The sequence below is a fragment of the Thiomonas sp. FB-6 genome (genome assembly GCF_000377645.1).
In the GTDB taxonomy this organism is placed as follows: domain Bacteria; phylum Pseudomonadota; class Gammaproteobacteria; order Burkholderiales; family Burkholderiaceae_C; genus Thiomonas_A.
The window spans coordinates 1-25,419 of sequence record NZ_KB898500.1 but is presented as its reverse complement, the minus strand read 5'-3'; the positions used below and the strand labels follow the sequence as shown (position 1 = coordinate 25,419).

General features: G+C 69.7%; 23 protein-coding genes, 1 other RNA gene and 1 pseudogene. 14 read left to right on the top strand and 11 right to left on the bottom strand.

What is annotated here, in order from left to right; genetic code table 11:
* Window positions 1-57 precede the first annotated feature (57 nt).
* From D466_RS0116150 to zwf, 4 genes are read right to left on the bottom strand one after another with little or no spacing between them, the layout of a single operon-like run.
* Window positions 58-906: an SIS domain-containing protein gene (locus D466_RS0116150; RefSeq protein ID WP_018914747.1), complete on the bottom strand. Its 849-nt coding sequence runs from the start codon at window positions 904-906 to the stop codon at window positions 58-60.
* Complete coding sequence (locus tag D466_RS0116145) at window positions 899-1,876, bottom strand: glucokinase (protein WP_018914746.1); 978 nt, start codon at window positions 1,874-1,876, stop codon at window positions 899-901. Before D466_RS0116145 ends, D466_RS0116150 begins: the two co-directional genes overlap by 8 nt.
* Complete coding sequence (gene pgl / locus D466_RS0116140) at window positions 1,873-2,559, bottom strand: 6-phosphogluconolactonase (RefSeq protein ID WP_018914745.1); 687 nt, start codon at window positions 2,557-2,559, stop codon at window positions 1,873-1,875. The genes D466_RS0116145 and pgl overlap by 4 nt, the downstream gene beginning before the upstream one ends.
* A gap of 5 nt (window positions 2,560-2,564) precedes the next feature.
* Entirely contained in the window at window positions 2,565-4,028 is a 1,464-nt protein-coding gene (zwf, locus tag D466_RS0116135) for a glucose-6-phosphate dehydrogenase (protein ID WP_026285371.1), read from the bottom strand.
* 327 nt (window positions 4,029-4,355) lie between these two features.
* Here zwf and edd point away from each other — a divergent pair, with 327 nt between their 5' ends.
* From edd to D466_RS22045, 12 genes are all read left to right on the top strand, one after another.
* The gene (edd, locus tag D466_RS0116130; protein WP_018914743.1) at window positions 4,356-6,242 is read left to right on the top strand and encodes a phosphogluconate dehydratase; all 1,887 of its coding nucleotides are present in this window, start codon (window positions 4,356-4,358) and stop codon (window positions 6,240-6,242) included.
* On the top strand, window positions 6,239-6,877 hold the full coding sequence (gene eda / locus D466_RS0116125) for a bifunctional 4-hydroxy-2-oxoglutarate aldolase/2-dehydro-3-deoxy-phosphogluconate aldolase (RefSeq protein WP_018914742.1): 639 nt from the start codon (window positions 6,239-6,241) through the stop codon (window positions 6,875-6,877). The genes edd and eda overlap by 4 nt, the downstream gene beginning before the upstream one ends.
* 166 nt (window positions 6,878-7,043) lie before the next feature.
* On the top strand, window positions 7,044-8,288 hold the full coding sequence (locus D466_RS0116120) for an ABC transporter substrate-binding protein (RefSeq protein ID WP_018914741.1): 1,245 nt from the start codon (window positions 7,044-7,046) through the stop codon (window positions 8,286-8,288).
* 126 nt (window positions 8,289-8,414) lie between these two features.
* Complete coding sequence (locus D466_RS0116115; protein ID WP_018914740.1) at window positions 8,415-9,281, top strand: carbohydrate ABC transporter permease; 867 nt, start codon at window positions 8,415-8,417, stop codon at window positions 9,279-9,281.
* Window positions 9,282-9,317: 36 nt separating this feature from the next.
* On the top strand, window positions 9,318-10,163 hold the full coding sequence (locus D466_RS0116110) for a carbohydrate ABC transporter permease (RefSeq protein ID WP_018914739.1): 846 nt from the start codon (window positions 9,318-9,320) through the stop codon (window positions 10,161-10,163).
* 8 nt (window positions 10,164-10,171) lie between these two features.
* Window positions 10,172-11,287 carry an ABC transporter ATP-binding protein gene (locus D466_RS0116105; protein WP_018914738.1) on the top strand — a complete coding sequence of 372 codons (1,116 nt, stop codon included), beginning with the start codon at window positions 10,172-10,174 and terminating at the stop codon, window positions 11,285-11,287.
* 8 nt (window positions 11,288-11,295) lie between these two features.
* Window positions 11,296-12,282: a Gfo/Idh/MocA family protein gene (locus D466_RS0116100; protein WP_018914737.1), complete on the top strand. Its 987-nt coding sequence runs from the start codon at window positions 11,296-11,298 to the stop codon at window positions 12,280-12,282.
* A gap of 17 nt (window positions 12,283-12,299) precedes the next feature.
* On the top strand, window positions 12,300-13,559 hold the full coding sequence (locus D466_RS0116095; RefSeq protein WP_018914736.1) for an AGE family epimerase/isomerase: 1,260 nt from the start codon (window positions 12,300-12,302) through the stop codon (window positions 13,557-13,559).
* 7 nt (window positions 13,560-13,566) lie between these two features.
* Window positions 13,567-14,043, top strand: a complete 477-nt coding sequence (locus D466_RS0116090; RefSeq protein WP_018914735.1) for a heme-degrading domain-containing protein — start codon at window positions 13,567-13,569, stop codon at window positions 14,041-14,043.
* Window positions 14,040-15,044, top strand: coding sequence for a Gfo/Idh/MocA family protein (locus D466_RS0116085; protein ID WP_018914734.1), 1,005 nt, complete (start codon window positions 14,040-14,042; stop codon window positions 15,042-15,044). Before D466_RS0116090 ends, D466_RS0116085 begins: the two co-directional genes overlap by 4 nt.
* The gene (locus D466_RS22050; RefSeq protein WP_018914733.1) at window positions 15,041-15,742 is read left to right on the top strand and encodes an HAD family phosphatase; all 702 of its coding nucleotides are present in this window, start codon (window positions 15,041-15,043) and stop codon (window positions 15,740-15,742) included. The genes D466_RS0116085 and D466_RS22050 overlap by 4 nt, the downstream gene beginning before the upstream one ends.
* A complete protein-coding gene (locus D466_RS22045) occupies window positions 15,739-16,710 on the top strand; it encodes an aldose epimerase family protein (protein ID WP_018914732.1) in 972 nt (323 codons plus the stop codon). Before D466_RS22050 ends, D466_RS22045 begins: the two co-directional genes overlap by 4 nt.
* A gap of 18 nt (window positions 16,711-16,728) precedes the next feature.
* Here D466_RS22045 and D466_RS0116070 read toward each other — a convergent pair whose 3' ends face one another.
* The 4 genes from D466_RS0116070 to D466_RS0116055 form a co-directional block, all read right to left on the bottom strand.
* Window positions 16,729-16,941 carry a hypothetical protein gene (locus D466_RS0116070; RefSeq protein ID WP_018914731.1) on the bottom strand — a complete coding sequence of 71 codons (213 nt, stop codon included), beginning with the start codon at window positions 16,939-16,941 and terminating at the stop codon, window positions 16,729-16,731.
* A 95-nt stretch (window positions 16,942-17,036) separates the two neighbouring features.
* On the bottom strand, window positions 17,037-18,287 hold the full coding sequence (locus D466_RS0116065) for an acetate/propionate family kinase (RefSeq protein ID WP_018914730.1): 1,251 nt from the start codon (window positions 18,285-18,287) through the stop codon (window positions 17,037-17,039).
* Between the two features lie 4 nt (window positions 18,288-18,291).
* The gene (locus tag D466_RS0116060) at window positions 18,292-19,701 is read right to left on the bottom strand and encodes a bifunctional enoyl-CoA hydratase/phosphate acetyltransferase (RefSeq protein WP_018914729.1); all 1,410 of its coding nucleotides are present in this window, start codon (window positions 19,699-19,701) and stop codon (window positions 18,292-18,294) included.
* Window positions 19,702-19,709: 8 nt separating this feature from the next.
* Window positions 19,710-21,428: an alpha/beta hydrolase gene (locus tag D466_RS0116055; protein WP_018914728.1), complete on the bottom strand. Its 1,719-nt coding sequence runs from the start codon at window positions 21,426-21,428 to the stop codon at window positions 19,710-19,712.
* Between the two features lie 376 nt (window positions 21,429-21,804).
* Here D466_RS0116055 and D466_RS0116050 point away from each other — a divergent pair, with 376 nt between their 5' ends.
* Together D466_RS0116050 and ssrA are read left to right on the top strand one after the other, a co-directional pair.
* Window positions 21,805-23,130, top strand: coding sequence for a UDP-glucose/GDP-mannose dehydrogenase family protein (locus D466_RS0116050; RefSeq protein WP_018914727.1), 1,326 nt, complete (start codon window positions 21,805-21,807; stop codon window positions 23,128-23,130).
* A gap of 79 nt (window positions 23,131-23,209) precedes the next feature.
* Window positions 23,210-23,569, top strand: a transfer-messenger RNA (tmRNA) gene (gene ssrA / locus D466_RS23490).
* Between the two features lie 274 nt (window positions 23,570-23,843).
* Here ssrA and D466_RS0116045 read toward each other — a convergent pair.
* The 3 genes and pseudogenes from D466_RS0116045 to D466_RS0116035 form a co-directional block, all read right to left on the bottom strand.
* Window positions 23,844-24,116: pseudogene (locus D466_RS0116045) on the bottom strand (LysR substrate-binding domain-containing protein); the annotation flags it as partial.
* An 85-nt stretch (window positions 24,117-24,201) separates the two neighbouring features.
* The gene (locus D466_RS0116040; RefSeq protein ID WP_018914725.1) at window positions 24,202-24,696 is read right to left on the bottom strand and encodes a GNAT family N-acetyltransferase; all 495 of its coding nucleotides are present in this window, start codon (window positions 24,694-24,696) and stop codon (window positions 24,202-24,204) included.
* Window positions 24,693-24,965 (bottom strand): DUF1778 domain-containing protein, encoded by a 273-nt coding sequence (locus tag D466_RS0116035; protein WP_018914724.1) that lies wholly within the window; start codon window positions 24,963-24,965, stop codon window positions 24,693-24,695. The genes D466_RS0116040 and D466_RS0116035 overlap by 4 nt, the downstream gene beginning before the upstream one ends.
* Window positions 24,966-25,419 lie beyond the last annotated feature (454 nt).

Genomic DNA, 25,419 nt, shown 5'->3' with positions numbered 1-25,419 from the left:
TCGTGAAAACGGTTGGGCCGCGCCCCGGCGGCCGCGGCGCGTGAGGGCGGGGCGGGCTCAGCTCGGATCCTCGGCCACGCGCTTGCGCGTGCGCAGGCTCTGCTTGGTCCGCTCCAGGGGCTGGATCACCGCCGGCCCGCGCTTGAGCGCCACGCCCACGGCCAGCACGTCGATCAGGGTCAGGTGCAGGATGCGCGAGATCATCGGGCTGTAGATCTCCGCGTCCTCGCGCGCGTTGGCATAGATGGGCACGGTGGCCATGCGCGCCAGCGGCGAGCCCGGCGAGGTCAGCGCGATCACCCGGCAACCGTTGCCCAGCGCGATGTCCGCGGCATCCAGCAGCTCGTTGGTGCGCCCGGAGTTGGAGATCGCCACCAGCACGTCGCGCGGGCCGAGCAGCGCCGCCGCCATGGACTGCACGTGCGGGTCCGAGTAGGCCACGGTGGGAATGTCGAAGCGGAAGAACTTGTGCTGGGCGTCGGCGGCGATGATGCCCGAGTTGCCCAGTCCGTAGAACTCCAGGCGCCGCGTCTGCGCGATCAGGTCCACCGCGTCCTCGATGCTTTGCGGGCTGACCTCGTTGCGGCACTTGATCAGCGCCGAGATCACGTTGTCGAAGATCTTCGCCGAGACTTCCGCGATGCTGTCGCCCGCGGTGACGTCGGCGTGCACGTAGGGCACCCCGCTGACCAGGCTGCCCGCCAGCTTGAGCTTGAGTTCCTGCAGCCCGGTGCAGCCCACCGAGCGCGCGAAGCGGATCACCGTGGGCTGGCTGACCCCGGCGATGCGCGCGATGTCGGCGACCGCCGCGCGCACGAAGTCGTTCGGGTGCTGCAGCAACTCGTCGGCCACCTTGCGCTCGGCCGCGGAGAGCTGCTCGTACTGGTCGCGAATACGTTCAAGCATGGGGCTGACGCTCCAGATGTTGGCGCAGCCCGACCCCGGCGCCGATCAGCGCCGGCCAGGGGCTGTGGATCACGAGCACGGGGATGCGCGCGAGCAGCACCGACAGCCGCCCCTTGTCCTCGAAGCGGGCACGGAAGGAGGACTGCTCGAGAAAGTCGCCCAGGCGCGGCACGATGCCGCCGCCAATATACAGTCCGCCCCGCGCGTCCACGGTCAGCGCCACGTTCGCCGCCACCGTGCCCAGGATGCGGCAGTACAGCTCCAGGCTGCGGCGGCAGGCGGCGTCGGCGCCGCCCAGGCCCAACTCCGTGATGCGCGCGGCGGGCAGCGGCGCGCCGGGCTGGCGCGAGCTGGCGCACACCCATTCGTGGATCAGTTCCAGACCTCGCCCCTGCAGCAGGCGCTCGGCGGACACATGGCCGTAGCGCGCGTGCGCGAAGCGCCACAGGTCGACTTCCTCCTCGTCCACCGGGCTGAAGCTGACATGCCCTCCCTCGCCGGCCACGGCCTGCCAGGAGCCGTCGGCGCTGGCCACGAGGGCGCCCACGCCGAGCCCGGTGCCGGCGCCGACCACGCCGCGGGCCGCGCGCGGCTCGGCCTGGCCGCCGCCGACGCGGCGCAGTTCCTGCTCGGGCAGGAAGGGCAGCGACAGCGCCAGCGCCGCGAAGTCATTCATCACCAGGAAGGTCTCCAGTCCCATTTCCCGGCGCAGCGCCTCGATGGAGAACTCCCAGTGGTGGTTGGTCATGCGCACGCGGTCGGTGTAGACCGGGTTGGCGATGCCGATGGCCGCGTGGCGCACCTCGGTGGAACTGGTGCGCAGGTAGGCGCGCATCGCATCCTGCAGGCTCGGATAGTCGGCGCAGGCGAGCACGCGGATCTCGCCGATGCGTCCGTCCTGCTCCAGGGCGAAGCGGGCGTTGGTGCCGCCGATGTCGGCCAGCAGGTGGGGCAGGGGCGTCGGCATCATGCGGCCCAGAAGCTGCGTACGGTGACGCGGGCCTGGTGCAGCAGCCGCGCCACGGGCAGGCTGCTGCGCGGGTCGGCGCAGGCGGCCTCGAACACGCGGCGCTTGGCCGGCCCGGCGATGGCCAGCAGCAGGCCCGGGCATTCCAGCAGTGCCGCCAGGCTCATGCTGATGCGCGTATGCGCCGCCGCCGGAGGAATCACCCCCACGTAGCGCTCGGGGCAGGCCGGGTCGAGCGCGGACTCGATGCCCGCGGCGCCGGGGAACAGCGAGGCGGTGTGGCCGTCCTCTCCCATGCCCAGCAGCGCGAGGTCGGCGCGCGGCTGCTCGAGCCGGGCGCGGCGCAGGCATTCCTGCAGGTCGAGCGCCGGGTCGGTGGCCAGGCCCAGCAGGCGTGCCTGCGCGGCGCGGCCCTGCAGCAGGTGCTCGCGCACCAGGGATTCGTTGCTGTCGGGGTGCCCGGGGGGTACCAGGCGCTCGTCCACCAGGGTCAGCGTGACCCGGCTCCAGTCCAGGTCCAGTTCGCGCAGGCGGGTGAACAGCGGGATGGGCGAGCGCCCGCCGGACACCGCCAGCACGGCCTGCCCGCGCGCGCGCAGCGCCTGTTCCAGGCCCTCGCGCACGGCCTGCGCCAGCGCTCCGGTCTGCTGACCCGCATCGGCGAATTCCTGCAGCGACCACGCCATGGGTGTCACAGCTCCTCGTGCCAGGAGGCGCCGTCGCGCGACAGCAGCGCGCTCGACGCGGCCGGACCCCAGGTGCCGGCGGTGTACCACTTGGGCTCCGCGGGGTCGCGCTGCCAGGTCTCCAGGATCGGCTCCACCCAGCGCCAGGCGGCGGCGAGCTCGTCACGGCGCATGAACAGGCCCAACTGGCCGCGGATCACGTCCAGCAGCAGGCGTTCGTAGGCGTCGGCGCGGCGACGGTTGGACGTGGACAGGAAATCCAGGTTCAGGAAGGTGGGCTGCAGGCGCATGCCGTCGCCCGGCTCCTTGGCCAGGAAATGCAGGCTGATGCGCTCGGCCGGCTGCAGGCGGATGACCAGGCGGTTGGCACCCTGCAGGCCGCCGGGCATCGCGAACAGCGACAGCGGCACGCTGCGGAAACTGATCACGATCTCCGCCAGGCGCTCCTGCATGCGCTTGCCGGTACGCAGGAAAAAGGGCACGCCCGACCAGCGCCAGTTGGAGATCTCGGCCTTCACCGCGACGAAGGTCTCGGTGTGGCTGCCCTTGGCGACGTCGGCCTCCTGCTGGTAGGCGACGACCGGCTTGCCGTCGACGGCGCCGGCGCGGTACTGGCCGCGCACCGTGCGGCTGGGTACCTCGTTCTCCCCGATGGGCTTGAGGGCCTTGAGCACCTTGAGCTTCTCGTCGCGGATGGCGTCCGCGTCCAGCGTGGCGGGCGGCTCCATGGCCACCATGCACAGCAGCTGCAGCAGGTGGTTCTGCAGCATGTCGCGCAGCGCGCCGGTCTTCTCGTAGAACTCGCCGCGGCCTTCCACGCCGAGTTCCTCGGCGATGGTGATCTGCACATGGTCGATCCAGTCGCGGCGCCACAGGGGTTCGAACAGCACGTTGCCGAACCGGATGGCCATCAGGTTCTGCACCGACTCCTTGCCCAGGTAATGATCGATGCGGTAGATCTGCTGTTCGCCGAAGTGCCTTGCCACTTCCGAGTTGATGGCATCCGAGGACGCCAGGTCGTTGCCCAGGGGCTTTTCCAGCACCACGCGCACGGCGGGGTGGTTCAGCCCGACCGCGGCCAGGTTGGCGCAGATCTCGGTGAACAGGCGCGGCGCGGTGGCCAGGTAGCACACCATCACGCGCTGCGGGTCGCCGCCCTGCAGCTGGCGCGCCAGCGCCTCGAAATCCGCCGGCTGGGAGGAATCGAGCTTGAGGAAGTCGATGCGCTCGACGAAACCGATCCAGCTCGGGTCGGTGGACTCGACGCGGGTGTGGGGGCGCGATTGCTGCTCGACCTGCTGCAGATACTGCTCGCGCGTGGCGGCCTTGCGCCCCAGCGCCAGGATGCGGCCCTGCGGGTGCAAGGTGCCGTCGCGGTGCGACTCGAACAGCGCCGGCAGGATCTTGCGCATGACCAGATCGCCGGTGCCGCCGAACAGCACCATGTCAAAAGCGGGAGTGGTGGACATGGATCTCGCGGGGCTTCCTAGGTGACGGGGCCCGCCCCGCGCCCGTGGGGCGCATCGAGGCAGGCCGGCATTGCCCGTGGCGCGCCTGCGGACTCTTGTCTGCGGGCTGGCGCGGCGACGGCATCGGATGCATAGTGTATGTAGCGAAACTACAGCTGGTCAACTTGAATCCTGCTACAGTGTAGTATTGTTACGGATCGTCGAAAAACGCCTAAAAGACCTACAAAAACAAGCAGATAGTATGTTTTTTGGGGTCTTGTACTACGGGATTTCCCTATCCGGAAGCCCCTGGTATGTCGTTAAGCTACGTTCAAAATCTGGAAAGCCATGGATCCGAAGCCCACTGTTCATCCGGTCGTCGCCGACATCACGCAGCGAATCGTCGATCGCAGCGCGCATACCCGCGGCCTGTACCTGCGGCGCATCCGCGCGGCCTTCGGCTCCAAGGTGCAGCGCAGCCAGCTGTCCTGCACCAACCTGGCCCACGCGATCGCGGCCATGCCGGCTCCGGCCAAGGGGCGCCTGGTGCAACTGCAGGAGCTCTCGCCGCCCAACCTGGCCATCGTCTCCGCCTACAACGACATGTTGTCGGCCCACCAGCCGCTGCAGGAATTCCCGCAGTGGATCAAGCAGGCGGCCGCCGAGGTGGGCGCCACCGCCCAGTTCGCCGGCGGCGTGCCGGCCATGTGCGACGGCGTGACCCAGGGTCAGCCCTCGATGGAGCTGTCGCTGTTCTCGCGCGACGTCATCGCCATGGCCACCGCGGTGGCGCTGACCCACCAGATGTTCGACGCCGCGCTGTATCTGGGGGTGTGCGACAAGATCGTCCCCGGCCTGCTGATCGGCGCGTTGAGCTTCGGCCACCTTCCGGCCGTGTTCGTGCCCGGCGGGCCCATGGCCTCGGGCATGCCCAACGACGAGAAGGCACGCATCCGCCAGCGCTACGCGGAAGGCCTGATCACCCGCGAGCAGCTGCTGGAGGCCGAGACCCGCTCCTATCACAGCGCCGGCACCTGCACCTTCTACGGCACCGCGAACTCCAACCAGATGCTCATGGAGGTCATGGGCCTGCACGTTCCCGGCACCGCCTTCGTGCCTCCGAACACCGAGCTGCGCAAGGCGCTGACCATGGAGGCCGCGCGCCGCGCGGCCACGCTGTGCCACGGCGGGCCGCAGTTCACCCCCGTGGGCGAGATGATCGACGAGCGCTCGGTGATCAACGGCATCGTCGGCCTGCTGGCCACCGGCGGGTCGACCAACCACACCATCCACCTGGTGGCGATGGCGCGCGCGGCGGGCATCCAGATCGACTGGAACGACTTCGACGACCTTTCCCGCGTGGTGCCGCTGCTGGCGCGCGTCTACCCCAACGGCAGCGCCGACGTGAACCACTTCCATGCGGCCGGCGGCGTGGGTTTCGTGATCCGCGAACTGCTCGACGCCGGCCTGCTGCACGGCGACGTGCTCACCGTGGCCGGCGAGGGCCTGCGCGCCTACACCCGCGAGCCCTGGCTGGACGGCCAGCGCCTGGCCTGGCGCGACGTGCCGGCCGAGCCGCTGGACGACAGCGTGCTGCGTCCGGTGGCGCGCGCCTTCAGCGCCGACGGCGGGCTCAAGCTGCTGTCGGGCAACCTGGGGCGAGCGGTGATCAAGGTCTCGGCCGTCAAGCCCGAGCAGCGCGTGATCACCGCTCCGGCGCGGGTGTTCGACAGCCAGGACGAACTGCTGGCCGCCTTCAAGCGCGGCGAGCTCGAACGCGACCTGGTGGCGGTGATCCGCTTCCAGGGGCCGCGCGCCAATGGCATGCCCGAGTTGCACAAGCTCACGCCCACGCTGGGCGTGCTGCAGGATCGCGGCTTCAAGGTCGCGCTGGTCACCGACGGGCGCATGTCGGGGGCTTCGGGCAAGGTGCCGGCGGCCATCCACGTGACGCCCGAGGCGGTCAGCGGAGGACCGCTGGCGCGTGTGCGCGACGGCGACCTGGTGACGGTGGACGCCGAGCGCGGCGTGCTGCTGGCGCAGGTGCCGCAACACGAGTGGGAGGCGCGCCGCGCCGAGCCGGGCGACACCTCCGCGCACGAGTACGGCTGGGGCCGCGAGCTGTTCTCCTCCTTCCGCCGGCATGCCGACGGGGCGGAGCAGGGCGCGGCCTCCTTCGCCCATCCCGATTACGAACACGAACTGGCCCGCGTGCCGGTGGAGGCCGCCCGATGAAGGCTCGCGAACTGCTGCGCCTGGCGCCGGTGATGCCGGTGATCGTGGTGCCCGATGCGGGCCTCGCGGTGGACATGGCCCGCGCGCTGGTCGACGGCGGCCTGCCCGTGCTGGAGATCACGCTGCGCACGCCGGCGGCCTTCGAGGCCATGCGCCGCATCCGCGACGCCGTGCCGGGGGCCGTGGTGGGCGCGGGCACCGTGCTCGACCGCGCGCAATGGCAACGCGCCGTCGACAGCGGCGCGGTGTTCGGCGTCAGCCCCGGTCTGACCCCGGAACTGGCCAGCGCCGCGCGCGCCGGCGGCCTGCCCTTCCTGCCCGGCGTGGCCACCGCCTCGGAAGCGATGCGCGCCGCCGACGAAGGCTTCGACACCCTCAAGCTGTTCCCGGCCGAGGCCGTGGGCGGGCGCGCCTTGCTGCGCTCCCTGCACGGCCCGCTGCCCCATCTGCAGTTCTGCCCCACGGGAGGCATCCACGCCGGCAATGCCGCCGAGTACCTGGCGCTGCCGAACGTGGGTTGCGTCGGCGGCTCCTGGATCACGCCCGAGGCGCTGGTGGCCGCGCGCGACTGGGACCGCGTGCGCGAACTGGCCGCGCAGGCGGCCGCGCTGCGCCCCGGCGCGTCCGCGCGCTGATGCCCCACAGGAGAAGCCCGCCCAGACTTCGTCGCCGCCTCGAAGATCCTGATTTTTCCTGCGCACGGTGCACGCCGTGCGCCATCCGATCCCGGCTGGTCCGCGTCAGCCAGTTCCGGGGCCATGCCTCAGAAGTACCCAGCAACAGACGCTCGTGGAGACAACCGTGAAAAAAACCGTACTCGCTATTGCACTCGCCGGCATCGTCGGCATCCCCGTCGCCTCGGCCCAGGACAAACAGGTCCAGGTCATCCACTGGTGGACCTCGGGCGGCGAAGCCGCGGCGCTGCAGGTGCTGAAGAACGACCTGCAGTCGCAGGGTGTGCAATGGCACGACGTGCCCATCGCCGGCGGCGGCGGCGCGCAGGCCATGACCACGCTGCGTGCGCGGGTGCTGGCGGGGGACCCTCCCACCGCCTCCCAGATGCTGGGCTTCGACATCACCGACTGGGCCAAGCAGGGCGTGCTCAAGAACCTGAACTCCCTGGCCCAGAAGGGTGACTGGGCGGCCAAGGTGCCCAAGGCGCTGCAGGCCTTCGACGTGTACAAGGGCAACTGGATCGCCGCCCCGATCGACGTGCACTCGACCAACTGGGTGTGGGCCAACAAGGCCGTGCTGGCCAAGGCCGGCGTGACCTCGGCCCCGACCACCTGGGATCAGTACATCGCCGACCTGGAGAAGGTGAAGAAGGCCGGCTTCATCGGCCTGGCGGTGGGCGGCCAGTCCTGGCAGGAAGCCACCATGTTCGACGGCGTCGTGGTCTCCACCGGCGGCCCCGAGTTCTACAAGAAGGCCTTCATCGACCTCGACCAGAAGGCGCTGAACTCCGCGACCATGCTCAAGGCCTTCGAGCGCATGAGCGAACTGCACAAGTTCGTCGACCCGAACTACGCGAACCGCGACTGGAACGTGGCCACCGGCATGGTGATCAACGAGAAGGCCGGCTTCCAGATGATGGGCGACTGGGCGCTGGGCGAGTTCAACCACGCCAAGAAGGTCCCGAACAAGGACTTCCTGTGCTTCCGTACCCCGGGGACCCAGGGCACGGTGACCTACAACTCCGACGTGTTCGTGTTCTTCAACGTGAAGGACACCGCGGCGCAGAACCAGATGGCCGAGGACATCATGTCGCCGAAGGTGCAGGCCGGCTTCAACCAGCTCAAGGGCGCCGCTCCGGCCGAGCTGGGCACGCCGTCGGCCGGCTTCAACGCCTGCGGCCAGAAGGCGATTTCCGACCTGGCCTACGCGGACAAGCACGGCACCCTTTTCGGTTCCATGTCGCAGGGCTATGCTGTGCCGCCGGCCATCAAGAACGCCTTCTATGACGTGATCGCCCGTGAATTCAACGGCGAAATCACGCCCCAGGCCGCGGTGAAGCAACTCGCCGACGCCGCGAAGGCGCAGTACTGATCGGTCGCTGGTACCGAGCGTGAACGCCGGCCGGGTCTGCGGACCCGGCCGGCTTGCGAATGCCTCCCGCGAGGGATTCCGAGCCGGGCTTGGGAAGGCACGAGTTTTGTCGAAAAGGTCAACGCAATGAAAGCAGGATGGCTGCCCAAGCTGCTGCTCAGCCCCAGCGTGCTGCTGGTGCTGGTGTGCGTGTACGGCTATATCGCGTACACGGTATTTCTTTCCTTCACGACGTCGCAGATGCTGCCGTCGTACCACCTCAACGGGCTTCAGAACTACCACATCCTGTTGGGTCTGCACAATTGGTGGGTCTCCGTCGACAATCTGGCGGCCTTCTCGGTGCTGTACATCCTGGTCTGCCTGGCGCTGGGCCTGGGGCTGGCGATCCTGATCGACCAGAACATCCGCGGCGAATCCGCGGTGCGCACCATCTTCCTGTACCCGATGGCGCTGTCCTTCATCGTCACCGGTACCGCGTGGAAGTGGATGCTCGACCCCGGCGTGGGGCTGCAGGAGATCGTGCGCAGCCTGGGTTGGACCAGTTTCACCTTCGACTGGATCACCCGCGAGCACATGTCGATCTACTGCATCGTCATCGCCGCGATCTGGCAGGCCAGCGGCTTCGTGATGGCCATGTTCCTGGCCGGCCTGCGCGGCGTGGACAGCGAACCCATCAACGCCGCGCGCATCGACGGCGCCAAGACCTGGCAGATCTACCTGTACGTGATCATTCCCCAGCTCGGCCCGGTGCTGGCCTCGGCCTTCGTCGTGCTGGTGACCACCGCCATCAAGTCCTACGACCTGGTGGTGGCGCTGACCAGCGGCGGGCCGGGCAATTCCAGCTGGCTGCCTTCGGTGTTCATGTACCAGTACACCTTCACGCGCAATGAAATGGGAGTCGGCTCGGCCAGTTCGGTGCTGATGCTGCTGGCGGTCGGGGTGTTCGTGTTTCCCTACCTGATCAACGAGGTCAAGCGAGTCAAAAATGCCTGAGCAGCTTGCAGTCCCGACCACGCAGCGGAGGCCGGCATGAAGGTCTCGCGCATCGTGCTGTACATCATTCTGGGATTCATGGCGCTGCTGTTCCTGGCGCCGTTGATCATGATGCTGATCAACTCCTTCAAGCCCCTGAGCGAGATCCAGACCGGCGGCCTGATGACCATGCCCCAGCACTGGACCCTCGGCCCCTGGCGCGAGGCCTGGAGCCATGCGCAGATCGGCGTGGAGGCCAAGGGCTTGAAGCCCTATTTCGCCAATTCGGTCGAGATCGTGATTCCGGCGGTGGCCATTTCCACGCTGATGGGCGCCCTCAACGGCTACATCCTGACCCAGTTCCGGTTCCGCGGCCAGCAGATCGTCTACGCGCTGCTGCTGTTCTCGGTGTTCATTCCCTTCCAGATCGTGCTGATCCCGATGGCGCGCACGCTGGGCCTGCTGGGCCTGTCGGGGACCATCGCCGGGCTGGTGTTCGTCAACGTGGTCTACGGCACCGGTTTCGTCACGCTGTTCTTCCGCAACTACTACGCCAACTTCCCCTACGAGCTGGTGCGCTCGGCGCGCATGGACGGCGCCGGGTTCTTCGGCGTGCTGTGGCGCATCCTGCTGCCCAACAGCGCGCCGATCATCGTGGTCACGGTGATCTGGCAGTTCACGAACATCTGGAACGAATTCCTGTTCGCGTCGACCTTCGGCAGTTTCAACACCTCGCCGCTGACGGCCGCGCTCAACAACCTCGTGAACAGTTCGATGGGGGTCAAGGAATACAACGTGTATTTCGCGGCCGCGGTCATCGCCGCGCTGCCGACCCTGGTGGTGTACATCGCATCCGGTAAATATTTCGTCCGCGGCCTGATGGCCGGGTCGGTGAAAGGCTGAACCAAATCATGGCCACGCTTCAACTCCAGAACGTCCGCAAGAGCTTCGGCAACGTCAAGGTGCTGCACGACGTTTCCATCGACATGGCGGACGGAGAGTTCCTCGTGCTGGTCGGGCCCTCGGGCTGCGGCAAGAGCACGCTGATGAACATGATCGCCGGGCTCGAGGAGCCCACCGGCGGCAACGTCGTGCTGGCCGGGCGCGACATCACCAACCTGCCGCCGGCGGACCGCAACATCTCCATGGTGTTCCAGTCCTACGCGCTGTACCCGAACATGACGGTGGAGAAGAACATCGAGTTCCCGCTGCTCATGCGCAAGGTGGACAAGAGCGAGCGCGAGCGCCGGGTCAAGCACGTGGCCTCGATGCTGCAGATCGAGCACCTGCTGGCGCGCAAGCCGCGCCAGCTCTCGGGCGGCCAGCGGCAGCGCGTGGCCATCGGACGCGCGCTGGCGCGCGAGCCCCAGCTGTACCTGTTCGACGAGCCGCTGTCCAACCTGGACGCGCAGCTGCGCCTGGACATGCGCACCGAGATCAAGAAGCTGCACCAGCGCCTGCGCGCCACCATCGTGTACGTGACCCACGACCAGATCGAGGCCATGACCCTGGCCACGCGCATCGCCGTGATGAAGGACGGCGTGGTGCAGCAGGTGGGCACCCCGCACGAGGTGTACAACCAGCCCGCCAACACCTTCGTGGCCGGCTTCATGGGTTCGCCGCGCATGAACCTCACGCGGGCCCGCGTGGAACAGGCCGACGGCGGCCTGCGCGTGGTCTACGGCGCCGACGGCGCCAACCAGGCCGTGCTGCACCTGCCGGAGCAGCACGGGGCGCTGGCCGAGCGCGCTGGCGGCGAGCTCATCGTCGGGCTGCGCGCCGAGGCCATCGGCTTGGCCCACGACGGCGTGCAGCCGGGCCCGCTGGAGCGCATCCTGGACGTCTCCATCGAGGTGGTCGAGCCCACCGGCGCGGACACGCTGGCGGTGTTCAGCCTGGGCGGCCAGGAACTGACCGCGCGCCTGGAACCCGACCTGTCCCTGCAGGCCGGCCACAAGGCGCGGCTGCTGGTCGACCTGTCCAAGATCGTGTTCTTCGATCCCAAGACCGAGCAGCGCATCGGATGAGTGCGGCCATGCGTTGGGGCTTCGTCGGGGCCAGCGACATCGCCGGCCGGGTGATCGAATCGCTGCGCAAGCTCGACGGCGCCGAGCCGGCGGGCATCTGCTCCGGCAGCGAGGCGCGTGCGCGAGAGTTCGCCCAGCGCCACGGCCTGGCGCTGGCCGGCAGCGATCTGCAGGGCTGGCTGGAGCAGGGCGGTTTCGACGCCGTCTACATCAGCTCGACCAACCAGCTGCACGCACAGCAGGCGCTGGCCGCGCTGCGCCACGGCTGCCACGTGCTGTGCGAGAAGCCCCTGGCCATGACGGCCGGGGACGCGCGCGAGATGGTGCGCTGCGCCGAACGGGCCGGCCGGGTGCTGGCCACCAACCACCACCTGCGCGCCAGCCCGGCCAACCAGCGCCTGCGCGAACTGGTGGCCTCGGGCGAACTCGGCGAAGTGCACTCGGCGCAGGTCTCGCATGCCGTGTACCTGCCGCGCCACCTGCAGGGCTGGCGCCTGGACCGCCCGGAAGCCGGCGGCGGGGTGCTGCTGGACATCCTGGTGCACGACGCCGACATCCTGCGCTTCGTGCTGCAGCGCGAGCCCCGCGGCGTGATCAGCCTCGCCACCAGCGCCGGCATGGCCCGCGCCGGGCTCGAGGACAACGCGATGAGCGTGCTCGAATTCGACGGCGGCGTGCTCGCGCAATGCCACGAGTCCTTCGTCGCCGCGCATGCGCAGAGCCGCCTGCACCTGTTCGGCACCCGCGCCAACGTGTATGCCGTGGGCGCGCTGTCGCAGTCCGGCGCCACGCGCCTGGTGCTGCGCGACGAAGCCGGCGAGCACCTGATCGAAGTGCCCCCGGCCAACCTGTACGAGACCACCCTGCGTGCCTTCACCGAGGCCTGCGCCGGGCGCGGCGCGCCGCTGAGCAGCGGTGCCGACGGCCTGGCTTCCTTGCGGGTGGCGCTCGGTGCCCTGGAATCGGCGCGCCTGGGGCGGCGCGCGGAGTTGTGAACCCCGTCTTGTCCGCGATGTCCATCGACCCTCAAGCGAACCGCGCCGCCGCCCGCGTCGTGCAGCCGCTGCCGGCCTTCCGTTCGCCGGAGTTCCTGCGCGCGCACGTGCAGCAGAGCCTGGCCTTCTACGCCCCGCAGGAAATCGACCCCAGCGGCGGCTTTTTCCAGTATTTCAAGGACGACGGCAGCGTGTACGACCGGCGCAGCCGGCATCTGGTCAGCAGCACCCGTTTCGTGTTCAACCACGCGATGGCCTTGCGCCATTTCGGCGGCGCCGCGCACCTCGACGCGGTGGCGCACGGCGTGCGCTTCCTGCGCCAGGCCCACGCCAGGCCCGAGGGCGGCTACGCCTGGACCCTGGACTGGGACGGCGAGCACGCGAACGTCACCGACTCCACCAACCACGCCTACGGCCTGGCCTTTGTGCTGCTGGCCTACGCGCACGCGCTGCGCAGCGGCATCGAGGAGGCCGCGCACTGGCTGCGCGAGAGCTTCGATCTCATGGAGCAGCACCTGTGGGAGCCGCGCCACGGCCTGTACGCCGACGAGGCCGATGCGCAATGGCGCGTGGGCTCCTACCGGGGACAGAACGCCAACATGCACGCCTGCGAGGCCATGCTGGCGGCCTTCGACGCCACCGGCGAGGCGCAGTACCTGGATCGCGCCGAGCTGCTCGCCGACTCGGTGACCCAGGGCCTGGCCCAGCGCGCCGGCGGACTGGTCTGGGAGCACTACGACGCGGGCTGGTCGCCCGACTGGGACTACAACCGCGGCGACCGCAGCAACATCTTCCGGCCCTGGGGCTACCAGACCGGGCACCTGAGCGAGTGGGCCAAGCTGCTGCTCATGCTGGAGCAGCGCCTGCCCAAGCCGCGGCGCGACCCCGGCCTGCTGCAGCGCGCGCGGCACCTGTTCGACACCGCCATGCAGCGCGGCTGGGACCAGGCGCACGGCGGCCTGGTCTACGGCTTCGGCCCGGACGGCCAGGTCTGCGACGCGGACAAGTACTTCTGGGTCCACGCCGAGAGTTTCGCGGCAGCCGCGGCGCTGGCCGTGCGCACCGGCGACAATGCCTACTGGGACTGGTACGAGCGCATCTGGCAGGTGTCGTGGCAGCACCTGGTCGACCATCGCTACGGCGCCTGGTTCCGCATCCGCGGGCCGGCCTGGGAAGCGCTGGACGAGTTCAAGAGTCCCGCCGGGAAGACCGACTACCACACGATGGGCGCCTGCTACGAGGTGCTGCACTGGCTGGACGCGCCACGGGCGCGCTGAACCCCCCATGGATCTGCAAGCGGAAATCGAGCGCGTGCGCGCGCAGGAAGCGGCGCTGGCCCGCGCCCCCTTCGGAGCCCAACGGGCCTGGGAGCTGGGCGTGGCGCTGCGCGAGGCGGCGTTGGCGCGCTCGGCCAGCCTGAGCATCGAAGTGCGCCTGAGCGGGCATACCGTGTTCCTGCACGCCATGCCCGGCACCAACCCGTCGAACACCGACTGGGTGCGCCGCAAGCGCAACACGGTGGAACTGCTCGGGCGCAGCTCCTATGCGGTGGGCCTGCAGATGGCCCTGGAGCAGACATCGCTGGCCGACAAGATGGGGCTGCCGCCGCGCGACTACGCCTCGCACGGAGGCTGCCTGCCGCTGCGCGACCCCACCGGAACGGTCTGGGGCTGCGTGGGCGTCTCCGGGCTGCCGCAGCTGCAGGACCACGAACTCGTGGTCGAGGTGCTGGGCGCGCTGCCGGTGGAGCCGCGGGCATGAGCCGAGAGCACGCGCCGCTGCGCTGGGGCATCCTCTCCACCGCCGACATCGCGCGCCGCAAGGTGCTGCCGGCGATGCTGCGCGCCGAAGGCGTGGAGGTGGTGGCGGTGGCCTCGCGCCAGGCACAGGCCGCGCGCGACATGGCCGCCGAGTTCGGCATCGCGCGCGCCTGGGGCAGCTACGAGGAACTGCTGGCCGACCCCGGCGTGGACGTGATCTACAACCCGCTGCCCAACGACCTGCACGTGCCCTGGACCCTGGCCGCCGCGCGTGCCGGCAAGCACGTGCTGTGCGAGAAGCCCATGTCGCTGGACGCCGCCGAGCTGGAGGCGCTGCGCGAGGTCTGCGGCCACGTGCACCTGCGCGAGGCCTTCATGGTGGAGTTCCACCCCCAGTGGGTGGCCTTGCGCGAACTGGCGGCCGCCGGCGAGATCGGCGAGCCGCTGAACGCGCAGGTGCAGTTTTCCTACTTCAACGACGACCCCGGCAACATCCGCAACCAGGCGCGAAGCGGCGGCGGGGCCCTGTACGACATCGGTTGCTACGCCGTGTTCGCCGGCGAATGGTGCTTCGGCGCCCAACCCCGGCGCGTGATCGCCAGTTTCGATCGCGACCCGGCCTTCGGCACCGACCGCCACGCCGCCGGCCTGCTGGACTTCGGCGCCGGGCGCAGCCTGGCCTTCGCCGTGTCCACGCAATCGGCGCGGCGCCAGAGCCTGCAACTCGTGGGCAGCCGCGGCAGCCTGCACATGCCGCTGCCCTTCAACGCCTTGCCCGACGTGCCCTGCGTGCTCGAAGTGCAGGGGGCCGCCCAGGACGCGCAGCCGCGGCGCATCGAGCTGCCGGCGGTGGACCAGTACGGCCTGCAGGCCGAGGCCTTCGTGCGCCAGATCCGCGGCGGCCCGCCCGGCGCGGCCTGTCTGGAACAGGCCCTGGCTCGCATGCGGGTGCTCGACGCCCTGCGCCGCAGCGAATCCTCCGGGCGCTTCGAGACCCCGTGAGCCAGCCGGCCTCGGCGCGCCGGGCGCGCGCACTGGTGTTCGATCTGGACGGCCTGCTGGTCGATTCCGAGCCCATCTGGCACGGCGTGCGCAGCGCCTACGCGGCCGCGCACGGCGTGGATTGGAGCGAGGCCGACCGGCGCGCGGTGCTCGGCGGGGATTCGCTGCTGTGGCTGTCGCGCCTGCGCGAGCGTCTGGGCGGCACGCTGGAGCTTGCCGACATCGAGCGCGAGGTGGAGCAGCGCGTCGCCGAGGCCTACCCCGCGCAGCTTCGCCCCATGCCGGGCGCGGCGGAGCTGCTGCGCCGCATGGCCGGGCGGCTTCCGCTGGCTCTGGCCACCGGCTCGAAGCGGCGCATGGCCTCGCTCGCGCTGCGCCTGAGCGGATTCGAGCAGGCCTTCGACGTGGTGTGCTGCGCCGACGACGTGGCGCGCGGCAAGCCCGCGCCGGACCTCTACGAGCTCGCGCTGCGCCGCCTGGGCGTGGCGCCGCGCCACGCCGTGGGCGTGGAAGACTCCAGCAACGGGGTGCGCGCGCTCAGCGCGGCCGGGCTGGGCGTGGTGGCCGTGCCCGCCGCCGACGGGCTGGACGCGCCGGTGCGCGAGCTGGTGCATGCGCAGCTCGACCATCTCGAGCGCGTCGACCTGGAGCTGCTCGAGCAGGTGCTCGAGCGCCGTGATCTCGGAGCCGCTTCATGAAGGCCTTGCCCCGCGTCCCCGAAGGGGTGCTCGAACTGCGCAGCCGCGAGTTCGCCGCCTGGGTGATTCCCTACGGCGCGCGGCTCATGCAGCTGTGGTGGCTGGGCGCGCCCGGGGGGCCGCGGCCGCTGAGCCTGGGATTCGCGGCGCCGCGGGCCTACCGCGAGGACACCATGGCCCTGGGGGCGGTGTGCGGGCGCTACGCCAACCGCATCGCCGACGCCGTGCTGGAGCGCGACGGCCGGCGCTGGCAGCTCGACGTCAACCATGCGCTGGGTCATTGCCTGCATGGCGGACGCGCGGGTTTCGGGGTGCGTGACTGGAATCTGGAGAGCGTCGACGCGAGCGGGCTTCGATTGCGCCTGCACTCGCCGGACGGCGACCAGGGCTTCCCCGGCGCCTGCGACGCCGAGGTGGAGTACAGGCTGGAGGATTTCGCGCTGGAGTGGACCGCCAGCGCGCGCACCGGCGCCGCCTGTCCGATCAACCTGGTGCAGCACAGCTACTGGAACCTGGACGCCACCCCGGACCTGCGCGGCCACCTGTTGCAGGTGCACGCGTCGAACTACCTGCCGGTGGATGCGCGCGAATTGCCCGGCGAGCCCCTGCCGGTGCAGGAAAGCTGGCGCGACTGGCGCCGCCCCGGGCCCATTCCCGCGACGCGGGTGCCCGAACTCGACTCGGCGATGCTGCTCGACACGCCCGCCGGCGACCTGCGCGAGGTGGCGCGGCTGCAGGCCGGGGGCCTGGCGCTACGCCTGCTCAGCGACCAGCCGCTGTTGCACTTGTACGCCGGCGGGGGCCTTGCCCCCACGGCGGCCCCGCTGGGCGTGGAACACCGCCCCGGAGCGGGGCTGTGCCTGGAAACCGAGGCGTGGCCCAACGGGCCGGCGCTGGGGCGTGCCGTCTGGCACGACGCGCAGCACCCCTACCTGCACCGCATGCGCCTGGAGTTCGAGGCGATCTGAACTCCGGCGCGCGGAGCTTCAGAGCTGACGCAGCGCGGCGGCGCGCAGGTCGGCGGCGAAGCCGGGCTGGGCCGCGGCGTAACGCTCCGAGCGCTCCAGCACGAGGCGGATGTCGCGGCGCTGGCGGCGCTGGGCCAGGGCCTGGCGCAGCGAGCCCACCCAATCCTGGCGCGCCATCGCGGGCGCGCGCACGGGGCTGCGGGGAAACAGGGGAGCGAGGCTGATGTTCATGATGGCATTGTCCTTGGTTGACGCAATGCATCATAGGGTAAACCCCAAGTTTTTGCACGCCTTGCTGGAAGCCCCTGTTTGATCAGGGTTAATACCTAGCCTCTCCCCTGTGCGAGCACGTTCTCCGCGGCGCTTTCCCGGGGCGTGGCGGGCTGCGTGCCGGCGCAGGCCTCGATCGCCTGCAGCGCCATCACCGCTTCCTCGTCGGTGGGCAGCGCCAGCACCGTCACGCGGCTGCCGCAGCCCGAGACCAGCAGCGCGCCGGCCGTGTTGGCCGCCTCGTCCAGTTCCACCCCCATCCAGCCCAGGCGTTGCGCCACGGCGGCGCGCACCGGCGCCTGGTGGGTGCCGATGCCCCCGGTGAAGACCAGGGCGTCCAGGCCGCCGATGGCTGCCGCCGTGGCGCCCACGTGTCGCACCACCGAGGCCACGAACAGGTCCACCGCCTGGCGCGCGCGCGGGTCGCTGCTGGCCAGCAGTTCGCGCATGTCACCGCTGCTCTCCGACACCCCCAGCAGACCGCTCTCGTGGTAGAGCATGTCGGAGATCTGCTTCGCGCTCAGCTTGTCGTGCTCCATCCAGCGCAACAGCAGCCCAGGGTCGAGCGAGCCGCAGCGGGTGGACATGACCAGGCCGTCCAGCGCGGTGAAACCCATCGAGGTGCTCACGCTGCGCAGGGCGCGCATGCCGCACACGCTGGCCCCGCTGCCCAGGTGGGCCGTCACCACGCAGCCCTCGGCGCGGTGCCCTAGCAGCGCCGGCAGGCGCCGGCTGATGGCGTCGAAGGACAGACCGTGGAAGCCGTAGCGCTGGTAGCCGCGCTCGTGCCAGCGCCGCGGCACCGCGTAGCGCCGTTCGCTGTCCTCGTGTCCGGCGTGGAAGGCGGTGTCGAAGCAGGCCACCTGCACGGCCCCGGGCAGCGCCTGGCGCGCGGCGCGCACGCCCTGCAGGCCCGGACCCTGGTGCAGCGGCGCCAGCGAGCTCAGGCGCCGCAGTTCGGTTTCCACGCGCGCGTCGATGCGCACCGCCCGCGTGTGCTTGAGCCCGCCGTGCACGATGCGGTGGGCCACGATGCCCGGCGCGGCCAGGCCGAGCTCGCGCTGCAGCCAGCCGATCAGCCAGGCCGTCTCCGCGCCGATGTCGCCGCGCAGCGCCGGCGGCTCGATGTTCCGCTGCGCCTCGCCGGCGGCGGCATAGCGCAGCAGCGCGTGGTCGTCGCGCCGGTCGATCTCCCCGCGCAGCAGCGCGGTCGGCAGACGCTCCGGGCTCCAGCCGGCCGCGGGCTCGAACACGGCGAATTTCAGGCTGGAGGAGCCGGCGTTCAGGCTCAGCAGGTGGGTCTCCATGGCTTTACGCTCCGGCCTGGATTCGCGCCGCCAGCAGCACCGCGAGCGCGCACGAGGCCATGCGCGCGTCGGGCAGGTCGGCGCGGCTGGTCAGGATCACCGGCACGCGCGCGCCCAGCACGATCCCGGCCACCTTGGCGTCGGCCAGGTACTCCAGCTGCTTGGCCAGCATGTTGGCCGCCTCCAGGTCCGGCGCCACCAGCACGTCGGCCCGCCCGGCCACCGCCGAGACGATGCCCTTGGTCTGCGCGGCGCGCAGCGACACCGCGTTGTCGAAGCCCAGCGGCCCGTCGAGCACGCCGCCGGTGATCTGGCCGCGCTCGGCCATCTTGCACAGCGCCGCGGCGTCCAGCGTGGAGGGGAGTTTCGGGGTCACCGTCTCCACCGCCGACAGGATGGCCACCTTCGGCTCGGGCAGGCCCAGCGCCTGCGCCAGCCCGATGGCGTTCTGCACGATGTCGCGCTTGGCCAGCAGGTCCGGCGTCACGTTCACCGCGGCGTCTGTGAGCAGTTGCAGGCGATCCAGGCCGACCACGTCCACCACGAACACGTGGCTGATGCGGCGCTGCGTGCGCAACCCGGTCTGCGCGTCGACCACCGCGTGCAGAAGTTCGTCGCTGTGCAGCGAGCCCTTCATCAAGGCCTGCACGCGCCCTTCGCGCGCGAGGGCCACCGCGCGCGCCGCCGCCGCGTGGCTGTGCTCGGTGGGCTCCACGGCGTAGCCCGACAGGTCGATGCACGCGGCCTGCGCCGCCGCCTGCAGGCGCGCCTGCGGCCCCACGAACACCGGCTCGATCAGGCCGGCGCGCGCGGCGTCCACCGCGCCGCCCAGCGACACCGCGTCGACCGCGTGCACCACCGCCGTGCGCAACGGCCGGGCGTGCAGCGCGCGCGCCTGCTCCACCAGCGCGCGCAGCTTGGCGCCTGGGTCGCGCAGTTCCAGCCGGGGCAGGGCCACGCGGGCCCGGCGCACCTTGGCCTGGGGCACCAGCACCTGCGCCTCGCCTTCCACCACCGTCTCGTTGCGCTGGTTGACCACGGAGCAACGCAGGGTGGCGCGCGGGCGCCCGTCGGGCAGCGCATCCAGCGCCGTCAGCGTGACCGTCACGCGCACGGTGTCGCCCAGGCGGACCGGTTGCGCGAAGCGCAACTGCTGGCCCAGGTAGACGGTGCCCGGCCCCGGCAGCTGGGTGCCCAGCACGTTGGAGATCAGCGCGGCGCTCCACATGCCGTGGGCGACGATGCCGTGGAAGGCGTCGTCGGCCGCGAACTCGGCGTCCACGTGCGCGGGGTTCACGTCGCCGGAGGCCAGCGCGAAGGTCTGCACTTCGTCGCGCGTGAAGGTGCGCGACAGGCTCGCGCTGTCGCCCAGCCTGAGTTCGGCCAGCGGCCGGTTCTCGATCCAGTCGGTCATCGTCGGGTTCAACGTTGCAGGACGTAGCTGCCGGGGGCATCCCCGAGCGGCGAGGAGCCGGGCAGGCCCATGCGGGGCGGCGCCACCGGTGCCGAACTGTGCGCGGCCAGCCAGTGCGACCAGCGCGGCCACCACGAGCCCTGTTCGGCGTCGGCCTGGGTCAGCCAGTGCTCGGGGCCGAGGTAGGGCTGGCCGGCTGCTCGCCGGGCCCAGCGGTAATGCCGGCCCGCGTGGCCGGGCTCGCTGACGATCCCGGCGTTGTGGCCGCCGCTGGTCAGCACGAAGTCGATGTCCGAATGCGCCAGCAGGTGGATCTTGTAGACCGAGCGCCAGGGCGCGACGTGGTCGGTCTCGGTGCCCACGACGAACCAGGGCTGGGGCGCGTTCTCCACGCTGACCGCCTGGCCGTCCACACGCCAGCGGCCCTCGGCCAGGTCGTTGTTCAGGTACATGCCCCGCAGGTATTCGCTGTGCATGCGGTAGGGCATGCGCGTGGCGTCGGCGTTCCAGGCCATCAGGTCGTTCGGCGGCCGGCGCTGGCCCATCAGGTATTCGCGGGTGACCCGCGAGCTGATCAGGTCGTAGGAGCGCAGCATCTGGAAGGCCCCGGCCATCTGCGTGGTGTCCAGGTAGCCCTGCGCCCACATCATGTCTTCCAGGAAACTGACCTGGCTCTCGTCGATGAACAGGGACAGCTCGCCCGGTTCCGAGAAGTCCACCTGGGAGGCCAGCAGGGTCAGCGTGGCCAGGCGCCGGTCGCCGCGCGCGCCCAGCGCCGCCGCGGCGAGGGACAGCAGCGTGCCGCCCAGGCAGTAACCCGCGCCGTGCACCTGCGCGTGCGGGCGGATGCGCTGTACCGCGTCCAGCGCGGCCAGGGGTCCGAGTTCCAGGTAGTCGTGCATGCCCAGGTCGCGGTCCTCTCCGGTGGGATTGCGCCAGGAGATCATGAACACCGTATGACCCTGGTCCACCAGGTAGCGCACCAGCGAATTGTGGGGCGACAGGTCGAGGATGTAGTACTTCATGATCCAGGCCGGGACGATCAGCACCGGCTCCGGGTGCACCGCGGCGGTGGACGGCTCGTACTGGATCAACTCCACCAGGCGGTTGCGCATCACCACCTTGCCCGGCGTGAGCGCCACCTGGCGCCCCGGCACGAAATCCTCGCTGCCGGCCGGGGGGGCTCCGGAGACCATGCGCTGCAGGTCGTCGCGCCAGATGTTGAAACCCTTGAGCAGGTTCACGCCGCCGCTTTGCAGCGTCAGGTCCAGCACCTCCGGGTTGGTCGCCGGCAGGTTGTTGGGCGCCAGCGCGTCGAGCATCTGGCGGGCCGCGAAGGACACCACCTGCTCGTGGTGCCGCGATACCCCGCGCACCCCGGTGGTGGCCTGCTGCCACCATTGCTGCTGCAGCAGGAAGGCCTGTTGCAGCAGGTTGAAGGGAAAGCGCTGCCAGTCCGGATGCACGAAGCGGCGGTCGCGGTCCTCGGCCTGCACGCAGCAGGCTGGGTCGGGTTCGCCGCGGTGGTGCGCCAGCGCCTGCGTCAGGTAATTGCCGTACGAGGCCGCCATGCGCGCGGCCTCGCTCGACAGTTCCATGCGCTTGCCGGGCGAGGCCAGCAGGTGGGTCCACCAGTCCGCGGCCGCCAGGCCCAGCGAAGCGGGCGACAGGCCGAAGGTGCGCCGCGCCTGCAGCGCGTGCGCGGCGCGGTCGATCAGGTCGGCCACCCCCTGTTCGGGCCGCGGCGCGGACCGCGGCGGCCCCGGCGGGGCGGGCAGGGGCGGCAGCTGGACGGGCGCTGCCGGCACGGATGCTTGTTGCGCAGGAAGGGCTTGCACGGGCGTGGCTTGCACGGGCGTTGCCTGGCTCCGCGCGCGCGGAGGGCGCTTGCGGGTCGATGCCTGGGACTTCATGTGGCTCTCCCTGGGCCGGCGGCCCACTCACCGGGCCATTATGGATGTTGCACTGCGAAAACCCGCTTGACGTGGGTCAAGCCCCGCGGGAGGGCATGGCGAGCCGCCTCGGGCCGCGGGCAGGCCGGCGCGGCGGCCCAGCATGCACAATACCGGTCTGTTTCCTCATTCGAGCCCAAGGATCTGCCCCATGCGAGTCACTGTCATCGGCGCCGGCTACGTCGGCCTGGTCACCGCAGCGTGTTTTGCCGACGTCGGCAACACCGTCGTGTGCGTGGAGCGGGATCCTCGACGCATCGCCGCGCTGCGCAAGGCCCAGGTGCCGTTCTACGAGCCGGGGCTGAGCGAACTCGTCGCGCGCAATGCGCAGGCCTCGCGCATGCGCTTCGTGGAAGACGTGGCGCAGGGCCTGCCGGGCGCCCAGGTGTGTTTCATCGCCGTGGGGACGCCCCCGCTGCCCAGCGGACAGGCTGACATGAGCCAGGTGCGCGGCGCCGCGGCCGAGATCGGGCGCTGCGTGGACGGCCCGCTGGTGGTGGTGCAGAAGTCCACCGCCCCGGTGGGCACGGTGGCCATGGTGCAGGGCATCATCGACCAGGAAATGGCCGCCCGCGGCGTGCAGCACTGGGTGCGCGTGGTCAGCAACCCCGAATTCCTCAAGGAAGGTTCGGCCATCGACGACTTCACCCGCGGCGACCGCATCGTGCTGGGCAGCCGCGACGAGCGCGCGGTGGCCGTGATGCGCGAGCTGTATCGCCCCTTCAACCGCAACCATGAAAAGATCATGGTGATGGACCCGGCCAGCTCGGAACTCACCAAGTACGCCGCCAACACCATGCTGGCCACGCGCATCTCCTTCATGAACGAGGTGGCTCGCCTGGCCGAGGCGGTGGGCGCCGACATCGAGCAGGTGCGCCTGGGCATGGGCGTGGACCAGCGCATCGGCAGCCATTTCCTGTACGCGGGTGCCGGCTATGGCGGCTCCTGCTTTCCCAAGGACGTCAAGGCGCTGGCCTTCATGGCGCGCGAAGCCGGGCTGCGCGCCGAGCTGACCGAGGCCGTGGACTCGGTGAACCAGCGCCAGAAGCAGCGCCTGTTCGAGAAGATCGCCGCCCATTTCGCCGCCGAGGGCCTGCGCGGCAAGACCATCGCCGTGTGGGGCCTGGCCTTCAAGCCCAACACCGACGACATGCGCGACGCGCCGGCCATCGACCTCATCGAGGCGCTGCTGGGGGCCGGCGCGCGCGTGCGCGCCTTCGACCCCGTGGCCATGGACGCGGCACGCCGGCTGTGGGGCCAGCGCGAGGGCCTGGAACTCGTGGCCGACGCGCCCGGCGCGCTGGAGGGTGCGGACGCGCTGGTCGTGGTCACCGAGTGGCATGCCTTCCGCTCGCCCGATTTCGAGCAGCTGGCGCGCAGCCTCAAGGCGCGCGTCGTGTTCGACGGGCGCAACCTGTGGGAGCCGGCCAGCGTGCGCGCCGCCGGCCTGCAGTACCACGGCATCGGGCGCAGCTGAGCCCCGGGCCCCTTGAAGACCGCGCGCGGGACCCCAGATAGGTGTTCGAGGGGCAAAACGCGTATCATCGCCCCTTCACGGGGCCGATCCGGTTTCGACGTGAATGTTGAAGTTGTGGAGTGCATGCCGAGCACCAGTACGCTCGTAAATCCACTGGAAACAAGTTAAACGCGAACGACGAAAGTTTCGCTCTCGCGGCCTAAGGGCTGCGGGCCTCGCAACGGTTCGCTGATGGGCCGGGGTGGCAACACCTGCGAGGTCATTCACATCAGCTCGTGATTGCGCGCGCCGCGTGCGCCGTCACTAAATCCAGCGGATCGCCTTTCCGGGAGCGTGTGCATCCGCGCCTGGGGGGTTAAAACCAAACGATGACACTAAGCATGTAGAGCTTGCGACGGATAGTTTGCGGACGGGGGTTCAATTCCCCCCGGCTCCACCATTTACCAAAATCCCAACCCTTATCGGTTGGGATTTTTTTGCTCTGAACGCCACGGTTGGCGCGGCTCCGAGACGTTGCCTCGCGAGCGCCGTCCTCTGTCAGTGCCTGTTTTGGCCTGCTCCCGACCTCTCTCCTCGCCTTTTTCTCTGTTTGCCTCGCGAGCGTTCGCGACCCCACTTCCAGCATCGGCGCGGGTTTTCGCGGGGTCAGTTGTGTACCGACATTGCTGTAGCTGCAGCGACCGACAACAAAGAACGTGTCGTACGGGTATCCGCTATTCGGACTGGGGTTCAAGTGGATCGAGGGGCAACCTGAGCGCGTCCACCACGACCGCCAGCGCGCGAGAAAACTCACGTCGCGTCGGGTAGTAGATGTGAAGGCCCTCGAAGGTCGGCGACCAATCCGGCAGCAACCAGACAAGACGCCCAGCCTCGATGTCATCTCGAACGAGGTCTTCCGGCAAAAACGCGAGACCGACGCCGTTCAGCGCACCGTCGCGCATCTGGTAGACACCGTTGCAGGTGAGCTGGCCATCCACACTGCATCCACCAGCTCGGAGACCTCCTGGAGAATGGCTCGGTACTCTGCCTCAGTGCGGATTGGGTGGATGTTCATGCTCAACGCCCAGCCTTTCAGGCCTTTGCGGTGTTCAAGCGCAGCATCAACGTCATCGGGTGCTGTGGCGATTCCTGAAAGCCGTAGTGCTCGTAGAACTGCTTTGCGCGTTCGTGCAGGGCGTGGACGAGCAAGGCTCGCACGCCCGCATTCTGTGACACGGTCACAGCCCGACTGACTGCGTCTTGAAGCAGTGCGGCTCCAAACTTGACGCCTTGGGCGCGATGGTCAATGGCGAGTCGGGCCAGCACCATCACCGGGACGGGATCGGGCATGTTTCGTCGCACGCCGCTCGTGGCCGTCTGGTGCGAGACCGCGCCGGCCGCCATCGCGTAGTAGCCATAGACACGGCCATTCTGATCTGCGACGACGAAAGTGCGGCTGGCACCGCTCAATTGGTTGGCCATTGCCCGGCGCTTGAGCCACTCATCGAGACTGGTTTCCCCGCAGGCGAATTCGTCCAGGAGATGGGCGGCCTCGAGTGGCTGCGGTGCGCTCAAGAGCAAGCTCATGCCGCGCCAGTGCTCCAGGGCGCCTTGACAGCCATCAGGCGTTCAAGCCCTGGGTTGGGCCCGAGAGGGGCGTCGAGCATCGCGGTGAATTGCTTGAACTTGTCCGCGTCCAGGCTGAAGAAGACCTGATCCAGCACTACGGACTGGGCACGGTCGCAGGCCGCTTCGAGCATGAAGTCAGAACGGTTCTTGCCGAGCAGGCTGGCAGCGTGATCGATGAGGTCACGCTGCTCAGGCAAGGCTCGCAGGTTGATGGCGGCGTCACGCATTGGTTTCCCCTATTTGCGCATACACAAAAGATACACGAATTGTCACCTAACGTGTAGCCGTTGTCAATACGTGGTCGTCGTCAATGCCGCAGGTGCGGGTGCCGATTGGTAGGCAGTTTCGGGCTCCGAAACCTGCTTTCTGGGGCTGCTTGGAGATCCTGTGTGCGCCGATGCAATTCTGAGCCACCGTGCCGACCCAATAGTGAGCCAGGGATGGGAGCCGGTCTGATGATGTCCGGCGGTGGATAAGTGTAGGTCGTGGCCTGGGTCGGTGATCTCCTGGTGGTCGGTTTGATCGAGGGGGAAGCCGTGGAGGGCGTAGCCCGGAACGGCTTCCCCCTCGGTGTCTTAGGTGGTCTGTGCTGGCGCCTTGCGAGCCTGTTCCCGGCTCTTGATCCGCGTCCTGGCGTCGGCACTGGAGCGCATGAAGCGGATCGACTCGTTGCCGGTCTCG

Bases quoted from the DNA above. Each gene is read 5' to 3' on its own strand.
- D466_RS0116150 (WP_018914747.1), bottom strand. From the start codon at position 906: ATGCTTGAACGTATTCGCGACCAGTACGAGCAGCTCTCCGCGGCCGAG.
- D466_RS0116145 (WP_018914746.1), bottom strand. From the start codon at position 1,876: ATGATGCCGACGCCCCTGCCCCACCTGCTGGCCGACATCGGCGGCACC.
- pgl (WP_018914745.1), bottom strand. From the start codon at position 2,559: ATGGCGTGGTCGCTGCAGGAATTCGCCGATGCGGGTCAGCAGACCGGA.
- zwf (WP_026285371.1), bottom strand. From the start codon at position 4,028: ATGTCCACCACTCCCGCTTTTGACATGGTGCTGTTCGGCGGCACCGGC.
- edd (WP_018914743.1), top strand. From the start codon at position 4,356: ATGGATCCGAAGCCCACTGTTCATCCGGTCGTCGCCGACATCACGCAG.
- eda (WP_018914742.1), top strand. From the start codon at position 6,239: ATGAAGGCTCGCGAACTGCTGCGCCTGGCGCCGGTGATGCCGGTGATC.
- D466_RS0116115 (WP_018914740.1), top strand. From the start codon at position 8,415: ATGAAAGCAGGATGGCTGCCCAAGCTGCTGCTCAGCCCCAGCGTGCTG.
- D466_RS0116110 (WP_018914739.1), top strand. From the start codon at position 9,318: ATGAAGGTCTCGCGCATCGTGCTGTACATCATTCTGGGATTCATGGCG.
- D466_RS0116105 (WP_018914738.1), top strand. From the start codon at position 10,172: ATGGCCACGCTTCAACTCCAGAACGTCCGCAAGAGCTTCGGCAACGTC.
- D466_RS0116100 (WP_018914737.1), top strand. From the start codon at position 11,296: ATGCGTTGGGGCTTCGTCGGGGCCAGCGACATCGCCGGCCGGGTGATC.
- D466_RS0116095 (WP_018914736.1), top strand. From the start codon at position 12,300: ATGTCCATCGACCCTCAAGCGAACCGCGCCGCCGCCCGCGTCGTGCAG.
- D466_RS0116090 (WP_018914735.1), top strand. From the start codon at position 13,567: ATGGATCTGCAAGCGGAAATCGAGCGCGTGCGCGCGCAGGAAGCGGCG.
- D466_RS0116085 (WP_018914734.1), top strand. From the start codon at position 14,040: ATGAGCCGAGAGCACGCGCCGCTGCGCTGGGGCATCCTCTCCACCGCC.
- D466_RS22045 (WP_018914732.1), top strand. From the start codon at position 15,739: ATGAAGGCCTTGCCCCGCGTCCCCGAAGGGGTGCTCGAACTGCGCAGC.
- D466_RS0116070 (WP_018914731.1), bottom strand. From the start codon at position 16,941: ATGAACATCAGCCTCGCTCCCCTGTTTCCCCGCAGCCCCGTGCGCGCG.
- D466_RS0116065 (WP_018914730.1), bottom strand. From the start codon at position 18,287: ATGGAGACCCACCTGCTGAGCCTGAACGCCGGCTCCTCCAGCCTGAAA.
- D466_RS0116060 (WP_018914729.1), bottom strand. From the start codon at position 19,701: ATGACCGACTGGATCGAGAACCGGCCGCTGGCCGAACTCAGGCTGGGC.
- D466_RS0116050 (WP_018914727.1), top strand. From the start codon at position 21,805: ATGCGAGTCACTGTCATCGGCGCCGGCTACGTCGGCCTGGTCACCGCA.
- D466_RS0116040 (WP_018914725.1), bottom strand. From the start codon at position 24,696: ATGAGCTTGCTCTTGAGCGCACCGCAGCCACTCGAGGCCGCCCATCTC.
- D466_RS0116035 (WP_018914724.1), bottom strand. From the start codon at position 24,965: ATGCGTGACGCCGCCATCAACCTGCGAGCCTTGCCTGAGCAGCGTGAC.